Below are 14003 nucleotides of genomic sequence, written 5' to 3'. Positions count from 1 at the left end.
TACTCTTACTGAGCTCTCACAGCCCGTTAATGTATTATAACTTCCCACATAAACTGTAATAGGGTTATTATCAGTTAAATTTCTTGTATAGTTTGCACCAGTTGCAAGCACAATTCCACCAGTTGCAGCTGAGTACCATCTATTGGTTGCCCCTGCAGATGGATTATTTTCTCCAACTACAGTGCTAGATAAAGTTATAGGACCTGTGTCGCATCTAGTAACAGTTGTGTTTGTTACAGTTGGAGGAGCGAGATTGATGCAAGCGGCAGTAATGACAAAATTATCTAAGACTAATTGGCTCGCATTTTGTCCACTAAATAAGTGCAAACCTATAAAAAGGCTTTGCTGCGCCGTTACCTCAAAAGTTGAAGTGAAAGTATTATTTGCAGTTTGAGAAATTAAAGCACTCCCAATTACTACTGCTGAACCACTTCTAGCAATCGCTGAAGTTGTGCCATAAGTAAATTCTAAGTTACCGTTTAATTCAAATGTATTGACCTTCCTTGCATCAATCGAAATTGTGTAAGTAATTCCGGGATAAAAGGTATAAGAATTTGCTGTACCTGCATAAACATCAAAACCTCTACTGGTCTGAGGACCACTCCCACTACCAGATACTCTTAACTCTCCGGCAGTAATGGTTATGCTTCCTCTACCTATGGGGCCTGTTGTTGTCTTTGAGGTATTACTAAAATCATCTCTAAACGGCTCGGTGGTCTGTGCAGAAACCTGTTGCCCTATAAGCAATAATGCCAGCAGCAAATGAAAAGTAAGAAGCGAAATTAACTTTTGCCGGCTCATGCCCGGCCAGCTGATCAGGTTTGTAAAATTCTTTCTCATGAGGTTAAAAACTTTTGGGGATTAAAGCGATTTGGGTCTGTGTTGGGTGTTGCTCCCGGGTTAGGGCTGAGGCGGTGTGGTAGCAATAAGGCAATACAAGGCCAGCCACCTTAAAAAAGGTGGCTTTCCACTGAACTATAGCTGGTAACTATAGTCCGAAAAATTTATATTTAAGACTTATCTGGTGGACGCAAGATGTTATCCCTGCAATGGCAGCACACATACCTGCATATTTGCACAAAAACAATAAAGTATAAATTCACCATATATCTTTGTTATATTTTGTTCAATATTTTATCCATATAGTACAGGTAAAATTGATATATGTTGCATTTATCTATAACTTTTTCAATACACATCTAACAAAACATACGTTTAAATTAAATTATATTGAACTATATATACATATATGACTTTTCATATATGTATAATTTGAGTACAATTATACATTTTGCTAAAACAGAACTATAGATGTACAATTAGAAAGAGAGCAAGAAGCTTGATAATAAGAAAACTACAACAGGAAGCAAACACGAGGCTAATGAGGCGCTAACTATAGCTTCAATCTAAAATAGTAAGGGCTTATAACTGAAAGGTGTAGTTACTTTACGGGCTACTGGCAGCATAAAACCATACAATCTGTAAAGCCGAAAAACAGCATATCGGCAACTCTATAAATTCATTGTATTCACCACCATTTCTAGGGCTTAACTATTTGCAAAAGGCACTATAAAACAGCAAATTGCATTTACAACTTACTATAACTAAATACTTTAATTAATCTATGAAGAAACTGTACGCTATAGTTGTTACAGCACTATTCTTATGCACGCAGTGGGCACAGGCACAGACCACCCTCACTTACTATCTGCCAAAGGACGTAAGCTATAACAAGAACATTCCGACACCGCAGCAGGTGCTGGGCTACGAAGTGGGCGAATGGCACGTAAGCCACGACCAGCTTGTAATGTACATGCGCCACATGGCTCAGGCATCAGACAGAATCACCTTGGCAGAGTATGGCCGCACACACGAAAACCGTCCACTTTACCTACTCACCATCACATCGCCGGAAAATCACAAGAACATTAACCAGCTGAAGGCACAGCATAAGCAGCTTACCGACCCAGCTGCATCTGCGAAGCTGGACATCAGCAAAATGCCGGTAGTGGTTTGGATGGGCTATAGTGTGCATGGCAATGAGCCAAGTGGCAGCAATGCCGCTTTACTGGCAGTTTACCATTTAGCTGCCGCCGAAGGGCCTGAAATCGACAAGTTGCTGCAGGAATCTATCATACTTGTTGATCCGTCTATAAACCCTGACGGTCTGAACCGTTTTGCAAGCTGGGTAAATACCAACCGTGGCAAAAACCTGGTTACCGACCCTAACAGCTCCGAGTTTAACGAAGTATGGCCGCGTGGCCGCACCAACCACTACTGGTTCGACCTTAACCGCGACTGGCTCCCGCTACAACATCCTGAATCGAAGGGCAGACTTGCCAGCTTCCATGAGTGGAAACCAAACCTGCTTACCGACCACCACGAGATGGGCACCAATTCCACTTTCTTTTTCCAGCCGGGCATACCAAGCCGCAACCACCCACTCACTCCGGAAACCAACTATAAATTAACCCGCGAAATAGGCAACTACCACGCAAAGGCGCTGGACAAGATCGGCTCGCTGTACTATACAGAAGAAAGCTTCGACGACTTTTACTATGGCAAAGGTTCTACGTATCCGGACATTCATGGTGCAGTAGGTATTCTGTTCGAGCAGGCTAGCTCGCGTGGTCATGCGCAGGAAAGCGTAAATGGCGTACTTACCTTCCCGTTCACCATCCGTAACCAATTTGTTACCACACTTTCGACTCTGGAAGCAGCCCATAGCATGCGTGAGAAGTTACTGGCACACCAGCGCGACTTCTATAAGCAGGCACTGAACGAATCTAAAAAGGCAACTAACAAGGCTTACATTTTCGGCTCAGAAACAGATCCTGCGCGTGCTTACCATCTGGCAGATATTATTCGTCAGCACCAGATTTCTATTTACAGACCGAAAGAAACTATAAAAACAGGCAACCGCACTTATTCGCCACAAAATGCATTTATAGTTCCACTGGAGCAGCCGCAATATAAACTGATAGAGGCCATGTTTGAGAAGCGCACCACGTTTCAGGACAGCCTGTTCTACGACATCTCTGCCTGGACCTTCCCGCTGGCTTTTGATCTGGAATATGATGCCCTGACAAGCAAGAACTATAAACCTGCACAACTCGGCGAGCTGGTAACAAACCCACAATTACCAACCGGCAAAGTAACAGGCGGGCAAAGCACCTATGCTTACGCTTTTGAGTGGAAAGATTACTACGCTCCGCGCGCCCTCAACATCTTATTCAACAAAGGCATACAGGCAAAAGTGGCGACCAACACCTTTGCAGGAAACGGCAGAACCTTTAACTATGGCACTATACTGATACCTGTAGCAGGGCAGCCTGTTTCATCAGCAGATCTTTATACCTTATTACAGGATGTAGCTACTACCAACGGCATTGAGATAGTGGCCATGGAAACCGGCCTTACCACGGAAGGGATTAAACTGGGCAGCCCGATGATGCAGAACCTGCGTAAACCTAGCATTATGTTACTTACCGGCAATGGCGTAAACAGCAACGATGCCGGCGAAGCTTGGCACCTGCTCGATAACCGCTTCGATATTCAGACTACCCTGATTACAACTGACCAGTTTAACCGCGCCAACCTGGATCGCTACAATGTGCTGGTAATGGCAGATGGCTCTTACAACAGCATATCAAAAGATAAACTGCGTACCTGGGTACATCAGGGCGGCACGGTGATTGGCATGGGCGAAGCTATTAAATGGCTGGCCTCAAATGGCATTAGTACTATAACGTTCAAAGAGAACAAAGACAACCAGGCCCGCACCAGAAGACCTTACACCGAACTGAGCAGCGAAACAGGTGCCCAGGTAATAGGCGGTGCCATTTTCGAAACCACACTTGATCTCACGCACCCACTGGCGTATGGCTACACTGACAACCAGCTACCAATCTTCCGCAGCAATACGCTGTTTGTGGAGCCATCTAAAAACCCGTATGCAAACCCGGTAATATACACCAGCAAGCCGCTGATGGCAGGCTATATCTCGAAACAGAACCTGGAACAGGCCAAAAATTCAGCAGCTGTAGCGGTAACAGCTATAGGTGCTGGTCGTGTCATCGCTATGCCAGATAACCCTAACTTCAGAGCATTCTGGTACGGCACTAACAAACTGTTCCTGAACGGCATATTCTTTGGCAATATCATCAGCAGCGGATCTGCCCGCGCAGAATAAAAATATAACTATAACCTGTTAAAAAAGCCCGGACTTTGGTCCGGGCTTTTTTTATTTCACATTATCTAAGTTCTATTCCTATACTACTCCAGCCGAATAACGATACAATTACCGCACTCTGCCACTCATTAAACTAATTATAAATATAGTTATAATTACAAAACCACATTTTTATTCCTTTTAATTTACCAATAACTCTATTACAATTATGTTATTTATTAATTATCAATAGCATACAAAAATCTTACTGCTTTGCCAAAGAACATATTTTAGTAATATTGCCTTCTGTTTTACCTTTACTACTATCAGTAATACACAAATTAGTTTATAAGAATATATAGCATAACATTTAACAGTACATCCTATACTTTAAGTTTATATAGTGCAATTTCAAAACTACCGTGATATAAGATCTTCCGTTTTTACTTTTTGCTTATGAGAATACTTTTACCGCTGCTGTTTATTTTCTTTTTTTATAGTTACGGACCAACAGCTGCAATTGCACAAGGGCAGAGTTGTCAGGCACCTGCTGTTACGCTGCCTGGCAACCATTTTTATTGCGGGCCTACCACTATTTCGTTCAGTGCTACTAACCCAAGGCATCAGCCGGTATATACGGCCAACGGAGGAGCCGTAGCCGACCTGAAATATAGCTGGCGCCTGAACGGAACCGAAGTTGCTACCGCTGCATACCCTAACATCAACTTCCCGACGCCAGGAGAGCAAACCATTACCGTTACTGTTACCAAACCCTGTGGAGAATCGGCGACGGCATCGCAGATAATTACGATAGAGAAAGTACCGGAGGCCCCGAATGTAGAGAGCATGGCTGTTTGTACAGGCAGCAACGCCACCCTGTGGGTAAATAACCCGGACCCGAATCTGCTTTACAAATGGTACGATACCAATGGCAACCTGTTGGTTTGGGGTACTTCCTATACTAAAACTAATGCATCTTACACCGTAGTTTATGTAGAAGCATTAACGGCTTCAGGTTGTACTTCACCGCGCACGACAGCAACTATAACTTCGTCATTAACCAATGGTAATGCCACCGTACTCAACGGGGATCAGCAGATATGCGCCGGCACCAGGCCAAGAACCATTACAGGTAATGCGCCACAAAACATGACCTTCCAGTGGCTGATAAGTACTACAGGCCCTAACAGCGGCTACAGCCCTATTGCATCTGCTACCGACAAAGACTACACGCCACCACCCCTATATGTCACTACCTGGTTTAAAAGAATTGCTTACAACGGAGGTTGCGGCGAAGAGACCAACACGGTAAAAGTAACAGTTACCCCAATGCCAGCCATGCCTATAGTTACCGATGCGCTGGTGTGTTATGGCAGCCGGGCTACGTTTACTGTGTCCAACAACGACGGTAACACCATCTATAACTGGTATGCCACTTCAACCAGCACTACCCTGCTGGGCACCGGGCCAACCTTTGTTACACCTAACCCGGTAACAGGGCCTGTATCGTATTTTGTTGAAGCTACTACTACCGCTCAAACCAACTGCTTCAGCTCTGTTCGGGTAGAAGTAAAAGCCAACTCTACTCCTCCAATCACTAATAACACTATTGGTAACAACCAGGCACTTTGCACAGGCGGCAAACCAGATCCGCTAATCGGGTCGACGCCTGCAGGCGGTGGCGGCGCTTACATATACCAATGGCAGCGCAGCACCGACGGTACTACCTTTACAGATATTCCGGGTGCCAATGCTATAGATTACGCGCCAACTTCTATGACAACCACTACCTGGTTCAGAAGAATGGTAAAAGGAGCCAGCACCTGCCCTGCCACTTACAGCAATACCGTCCTGATCTCAGTAACACCAATGCCGGCCTCTATTGATATTGCAGAGCCGATGATATGCTATGGTTCTCCGGCAACCATGACGGTTACTAATCCGGATGCAGGTTTTACCTATAGTTGGTACGATGTGGAAGTTGGAGGCACAGTACTGGCAACCGGTACTTCTTATACAACAGTTGCCCTCACTACCAGCAAAACCTATTATGTAGAGGCTACTGCTACTTCGGGCTGCTACTCTACACGCCGCTCAGTTCAGGTAACCGTAACACCACTTCCACCTGCGCCTACTGCAGCTAATGTTACCGTATGCGAAGGCAACAGCGCAACGCTTGCCGTTAACCCGACCGACGCTACAATTTTCTACAGATGGTACGACAGCAACCATACCTTACTGGCAACCGGCATCAACTATAACACAGGGTTGCTCACTGCCAATGCTACTTATTATGTAGAAGCAGTCACCAAAGCATCGCCTGGTTGTGCCAGTCCTAAAGTTGCGGTAGAAGTAACTGTAACACCAGCTATCACCAACAACACCTTAACTGCCGACCAGGCTATCTGCAGTGGTACTGTACCTGCCGCGCTGCAGGGTTCCTTACCAGCCGGCGGTGGTGGTGGCTTTACTTACCAGTGGGCAGCTTCGGAAGATGGCAGCCTTTTTCAGAACATAGCAGGGGCAACCGGTAAAGATTATGCTCCTGGTGCCCTGACTAAAACTACGTGGTTCCGAAGAACGGTAATTGCCTCAGGCAACTGCACTCCTTCGGTTAGCAATGCGGTCAAAATAACAGTTAACCCGCTGCCAGCTACCCCTACGGCTCAGAGCCAGAACATTTGTACCGGCACGGCAACTATACTGCAGGTTAATTCTCCGGATGCCAACTATAGTTATAAGTGGTACGCTACGCCAACCGGTGGTAGCGCACTGGCAACCGGCGCTACTTATAACACAGGCATTCTTACATCCAACAAAACCTATTACATCGAGGCCATTTCAGAATCGGGTTGCGTGAGCACGGCTCGTGGCGCAGTAACAGTGACTGTAACGCCACTACCTGCTATACCAGAGGCTGATAACGTTGCTATTTGTGCTGGCAGCTCTGCATCCCTGGCAGTGCTTTCGCCGGATGCCAACCTGGTTTATCGTTGGTATGATGCAGAAACAGAAGGCACCTTACTTGCGACCGGCACCAACTATACAACCGGAATTCTATCAGCAAACACAACCTATTACCTGGAAGCTGCAACTATAGGCGGCTGCACCAGTCCGGACAGAAAAGAGGTTTATGTAACCGTAACGCCGCTACCAGCTACGCCAGAAGTTGATAACACGACCATTTGTGCCGGAGATGCAGCTGTTCTGTTTGTAAAGAACCCAGACCCTACAGTTACTTATAACTGGTATTCCGGCGGTACGCTACTTTCTTCCGGAGTTACTTTTACGACTGCTATACTCGGTAACAGTACTACGTTCTTCGTGGAAGCTGTGGCTAACACCAGTACAGCCTGCACCAGCCCATCCCGCAGAACAGTTATAGTTACTGTTACGCCAAACATCGGCAACAATACCATTTCTGCCAACCAGACCATCTGCAGTGGCGGAACCGCGACCAGCCTTACGGGCACCTCGCCAACAGGTGGCAGCGGCACTTACACTTACCAGTGGGAGCGCAGCGAAGACGGTGTTAACTTCTCCAGTATAGCAGGCGCGAACAATGCATCTTATGCACCGGGCTCTTTAACTATAAGCACCTGGTTCCGCAGAAAAGTAAAATCAGCAACAGGGGCGTGCCCGGAGCATGTGAGTAATGCAGTAAAAGTTACGGTTTCTCCGTTACCAATTACGCCTGCTGTTGCCAACAGCACGATCTGTGCCGGCGAAACTGTAAGATTAAGTGTAACATCTCCGGATGCCACACTCACTTATAAGTGGTATAGTTCGGCAACAGCAGTTAACCCGATTGGAGTTGGACCAACCTTAACTACGGAAGCACTTACGGCCACCACTACTTATTATGTGGATGCGACAAGCAGTGCAGGTTGTGTAAGCAGCAGAAGGGCAATAACTGTAACTGTGAAGCCTCAGCCAGCTATGCCGCAGGCGCAGGACAGAACCATTTGTGCCGGACAGAGAACAACGCTTTCAGTAACTTCCCCGGACCCGACAATGGTTTACCGCTGGTTTAATGTTAACGGCGATCTTCTGACAACGGGAACAACCTACACAACAGAATTATTAACAAACAGCACTACATACTTTGTAGAAGCGAGCACAGTAACAGGCCCTGTCTGCACCAGTCCGCGTAAGGCTGTTATAGTTACGGTAAGCCCGATCCCGACAACGCCGGTTGCTTCTGATGTAACTATTTGTACCGGAACAGCAGCCAGCTTAACTGTACAGTCGCCAGATGTAAACCTGGTTTACAACTGGTATACTTCTGCTACGGGAGGCTCACCAATTGCAACAGGCACATCCTTCAGTACCGGTACCCTTACTTCAGACAGAATCTATTACCTGGAAGCAGCAACAACCGCAGGATGCGTAAGCCCACGATCGCAGGTTGCAGTTACCGTTACACCATTACCGCCAACACCAATTGCTGAAAGCATCACCATCTGCACCGGTTCAGCTGCTACCCTAGCGGTAAAAGATCCGGCTGCTACTTTAACTTACCGTTGGTACACAGCAGCGTCTGGTGGTACACTACTGGCAACAGGCAATACCTATGCTATTAATGCTGTTAACGCGACCACCACGTTTTATGTAGAAGCCGTATCGGTAGGCGGCTGCGCCAGCACATCGCGCGGTGCGGTAACCGTGCAGGTAACGCCATTGCCTGCTACACCAGATGCAGATAATGCTGTGATATGTGCCGGCGACAATGCCACGCTTTGGGTAAAAAACCCACAGCCGGGGTTAATTTATCGTTGGTATGAGGGCGGAACAGTGGTTGCAACCGGTATCTCCTTTACAACAGATATCCTGGGTTACAGCCAGACTTACCAACTGGAAGCAGTTACCAGTACATCAACAGCCTGTGTGAGCCCATCCCGCAGAACAGTAACTGTAACCGTAACTCCTCCGATCACCAACAACAGCATTACCGCTAACCAAACCATTTGCAGTGGCAGCATTCCAGCCCAGCTTACGGGAACATTACCGGCAGCCAACGGCAGCGACTTTGCTTACCAGTGGGAACGCAGCGAGAATGGCACCAATTTTACAACTATAGCAAACGCCACCGGTCAGCACTATGCTCCTGGGGCGTTAACCGCCACTACCTGGTACCGACGCATCGTAAAAACAGCTAACGGAACCTGCCCGGCACACTATAGCAACGTAGTAAAAGTTACGGTTGCACCGATTCCTGCGACGCCACTTGCCGACAACCGAACAATCTGCGAGAATGCAACAGCAACGCTGCAGGTAAATAACCCGGATGCAAACCTAACCTACCGCTGGTATAATGTAGCAACAGGCGGTAGCAGCATAGCCACCGGCGACTCTTACACAACAGCCATCCTTACAGCATCTGCTACATATTACGTTGAAGCAGTGAGCTCAAATGGTTGTTCCAGCGCGCGTAAGCCGGTAACTGTAACCGTACAGCCAATGCCAGCTCTGCCACAAGCCGACGACAGAACCATCTGTGCCGGCCAGAGCGCAATTTTAACCGTAACAGCACCAACATTGAGCTACACTTACAGGTGGTACGATGCAGGCGGTAATTTACTGGCAACCGGAACTTCGTTTACCACGCCGGCGCTTACTACAAACGCTGTTTATTATGTAGAGGCAACAACAGGTGGTACTCCTGCCTGTACCGGTGGCCGCAAAGCAGTAGCCGTTAACGTTACACCACTTCCGGCTTTACCTGTTGCAGATAACGTAACAGTTTGCTCCGGCACAGCAGCCACCTTAACTATAAACTCTGTAGCTCCCGATGTTACTTACAACTGGTATAGCACCGCAACAGGTGGCACGCCGGTAGCTTCCGGAACATCCTACACAACCAATGCGCTTACTTCTAACAGAACCTATTATGTAGAAGCCGTTTCGGCTTACGGATGTATCAGCCCGTCACGCCGTGCAGTTACGGTTACTGTTACACCACAGCCTGCCATGCCGGTAGCAGCAGATCTTACCATTTGCGCAGGCGAGCGGGTAACGTTAACCGTTTCTAACCCGGATGCCACGCTTATTTACAGATGGTTTGATAAGAACGGGGCACCGCTGGCAGCCGGCACAAGCTATAAACCAGCTGAGGCCATTTTCACCAGTACCACTTACTATGTAGAGGCAGCGCCACAGGCATCTCCAAGCTGCACAAGTCCGCGTGAGGCCGTGAATGTGACAGTGACGCCATTGCCTGCAGCACCTGTAGCAAGCGATGTTCGTATCTGCGCAGGCAGTACAGCGACCCTTTATGTTGAGAACGCCGCCCCAACTATAGTTTACAACTGGTACGACGACAACGAAATACTGGTAGCCACAGGCTCAACGTACACAACACCTGCCCTCGCTTCCGATGCCATTTATTACATAGAAGCTGTTACGGCATCAGGTTGTGCAAACACCGCCCGAACTATAGTTACGGCTTATGTTACGCAGCCAATCTCCAACAACAGCATTGTCAGCGGCAACCAGATGATCTGTAGCGGAGCTACGCCGGCACTTATAGTTGGTTCTTCGGCGATGAGTGGAGCAGGTTCGGTAACCTACCAGTGGGAAAGCAGTGAAGACGGTACAAACTATAGCCCGATAGCGGGTGCAACCGGCAGAGATTACCAGCCGGGCGCGCTGCACGTAGCTACCTGGTTCCGCAGAGTGGCTTCCGTACCAAACGGCATCTGCCCTGCCCAGCGAACCAACATCGTAAAAGTAACCACGCTTTCTGCCCCAACAACACCACAAGCCAATAACATTACGATCTGTGCCGGAGCACGTGCTACGCTTTCAGTGTCTGCGCCGGAGCCAGGCTATACTTACCGCTGGTTCAATGTAGCTACCGGTGGTAACAGCTTATCGGTTTCCACTACATCGTTCTTCAGTGTAGATGGCTTAACAGCAGAAACCACTTATTATGTTGAGGCAGTAAATGCAGGTGGCTGCGTTAGCCCTCGCAAAGCGGTAACAGTGTTTGTTACACCGCTGCCGGCAACACCTCAGGCCGAAAACAGTGTGATCTGTTCAGGCGAGCGTACCACTTTATCGGTTACAAACCCGGATGTGAACCTGAACTACAGATGGTTTGACAAGGATGGTAATCTGGTTGGCAATAACTCCTCTTACCAGACACCAAACCTCACGCAAAATACGGTTTACTATGTTGAAGCTTATACCACATCAGCCCAGGCATGCGCCAGCCCACGCAAAGCGGTAACGGTTAGTGTACAGGCCTTGCCGACAGCACCTGACTTAAGCAATGCGATTATCTGTGCAGGAAGCGAGACAACTCTAATAGTAAACCAGGCAAATGCAGCATTTAAGTACAAGTGGTATACCGTTGCAACAGGTGGTGTAGCCATCCATACCGGTACTTCTTACGAAACAGGAGCCCTTACCTCTAACAAAACCTACTATGTAGAGGCAATTAACAGCTCCGACTGTGTAAGTAGCAGAACACCTGTTAATGTAACGGTGGCCCTATTGCCAGCCACGCCTGTAGCCGCAAACAAGGCTATCTGTGCTGGCCAAACGGTAACTCTTAGCGTAACACAAACCGACCTGACAATCAGCCACAGATGGTATAATAAGGCAGGCGATTTACTGGCCACAGGCAATAACTTTGTCATAGCAGGCTTAACAGAAAGCACTACTTATTACGTGGAAGCAGTTACAGCTGCAGGCTGTGTAAGCCCTGCCCGTAAAGCTGTTGTGGTTAGTGTTGCACCACTGCCGGCTACGCCTACAGTTGCTGGGGCTTCTATCTGCTCCGGCGAAAAGGTTACCCTGTTCGTAGCAAACCCTGACCCTGCCCTGACCTATAAGTGGTACAACGATGTAGCCGGTACAGAGGTGATCGGAACAGGAATCTCGTTCACTTCGGAAACAGCACTCTACTCCAGCAGATCTTACTATGTAGAAGCTGTGAACACGGCAGGCTGCACGAGTGCCGCCAGGGTTCAGGCCAATGTACAGGTGGTAGGCAAACCAAGCACTCCTGTGGCGAATGATGCCACGATCTGTACTGGCAGCCCGGCTACACTTTCTGTTGTCGCCCCTGACCCGGAACTGGAATACCGCTGGACCGACGCAAATGGCACTATGGTAGGTGTAGGCACAAACTATACAACAGTACCGCTATCATCTAACGCGACTTTCTATGTAACGGCTTACAGAGCGATTCCTGGCACTACCGCTTATTGCGCCGGACCGGCAGAAGCAGTTACGGTAACAGTAACATCTGCCATTACAAATAACACGGTAAGCGGAACACAGACGATCTGCAGCGGAAGTGCGCCATCGTTACTGCAGGGCTCACAGCCGGCCGGCACCGGACTTGCCACCCCTTATTACCAGTGGGAGCAGTCTACCGACGGAGTTAACTTTGTGAGTATAGTTGGTGCCTATGCCCAGAACTATACCCCGGGAACGCTTACGCAGGATACCTGGTACAGAAGACGCGTGAACGTGGCCGGCCCGTGCGGCGAAAGCATAAGCAACGCAGTCAGAATTACGGTGTCTCAGTTGCCGGCCATGCCGCAGGCAGATAATGTTACAGTCTGCGCGGGCTCAGCCGTTACCCTGCGTATCAACAACCCGACAAGTGCCTTGAGCTACCGCTGGTATTACACCGCATCAGGCGGAACTGCCATTGCCTCGGGCGTTACCTTTGCCACGCAGCCACTGCACACAACTACAACTTATTATGTTGAGGCAGTTAACACGGTAGATGCAGACAAAGGCATTGCCTGTGCCAGCAGCAACCGTCGTGCAGTAACGATCACTGTAAACCAACTGATCACCGACAACACCATCAGCAACCCGCAGGTGATCTGTAGCGGCAATGTGCCGGCAGCCCTAACCGGTTCGGTAGCTTTTGAGTCGGGCCAGCCTTACACTTACCAGTGGCAGCAGAGCTTTGACGGTGGTAACTTCATAAACATAACCGGTGCAACCGGCCAGCATTATGCACCTACTGAAGCTGCAACCAGAACAGTTTGGTACAGACGCGTGGTACGCTCATCAGGCCCTTGCGCCGATCACATCAGCAATGCTGTGAAGATGGATGTAGTACCGCGGCCAACTCTGCCAACTATAGCTTCTGTTTCAATCTGCCCTGGTGCAACCGCCATATTACAGGCAAACGGCATACTGCCAGGCACTAAACTGGAATGGTACGATGCTCCGAAAGGCGGTACTTACTTAGGCGAAGGAACCATGTACAGAGCCACGCCTTACAGCACTACTTCTTACTGGGTACAGGCTGTAAACAGCAACGGCTGCGAAAGTGCCACCCGCCAGGAGGTAAGAGTAACGGTTGTGGAGCCGCAGGCTTATGTTAGTGCCGATGTAACGATACGGGAAGGACGCTCAACCAAACTGACAGCATCGGGAGGAGCAACCTATAGTTGGTCGCCGGCTACTGGATTAACTGCCCCAACCAGCCCGACACCGCTGGCCAATCCTGAAAAGACCACGACCTACACGGTAACGATCACAACTGCAGAAGGCTGTACAGCTACCGCCTCAGTAACAGTAACCGTTGTTCCGGCTATCATCCCGATGAATGCCATGACGCCAAACGGCGACGGCATTAACGATGTGTTCCATGTGGAGAACCTGGATAAGTACCCTGATTGCAGAGTGGAGATCTATACCCGCTGGGGAGAAAAGATTTTCGAAAGCAAAGGCTACAGTGAGCCATGGAACGGGACACACAATGGCAAGCAAATGCCGCTCGGCGCCTACTATTACATCATTTATCTGTCGAAAGACGAAGCACCAATTTCAGGAAGTATAACTATTATTAAGTAATGCC

At 48.5% G+C, this 14003-nt stretch carries 2 protein-coding genes and 1 pseudogene; 2 read left to right on the top strand and 1 reads right to left on the bottom strand.

Annotated elements, in window-relative coordinates; genetic code table 11:
* Nucleotides 1-801 (bottom strand): annotated as a pseudogene (locus GXP69_RS19360) (immunoglobulin domain-containing protein); the annotation flags it as partial.
* An 823-nt stretch (nucleotides 802-1624) separates the two neighbouring features.
* Between GXP69_RS19360 and GXP69_RS10125 the strand changes: the two are divergent.
* Together GXP69_RS10125 and GXP69_RS10120 are read left to right on the top strand one after the other, a co-directional pair.
* The gene (locus tag GXP69_RS10125) at nucleotides 1625-4192 is read left to right on the top strand and encodes a M14 metallopeptidase family protein (protein ID WP_163914954.1); all 2568 of its coding nucleotides are present in this window, start codon (nucleotides 1625-1627) and stop codon (nucleotides 4190-4192) included.
* Nucleotides 4193-4627: 435 nt separating this feature from the next.
* Nucleotides 4628-13999, top strand: coding sequence for a gliding motility-associated C-terminal domain-containing protein (locus GXP69_RS10120; RefSeq protein ID WP_163914953.1), 9372 nt, complete (start codon nucleotides 4628-4630; stop codon nucleotides 13997-13999).
* Nucleotides 14000-14003: the final 4 nt, after the last annotated feature.

Source organism: Pontibacter burrus (assembly GCF_010686685.1).
Lineage (GTDB): Bacteria > Bacteroidota > Bacteroidia > Cytophagales > Hymenobacteraceae > Pontibacter > Pontibacter burrus.
This window is presented reverse-complemented; position numbering and strand designations above follow the sequence as displayed.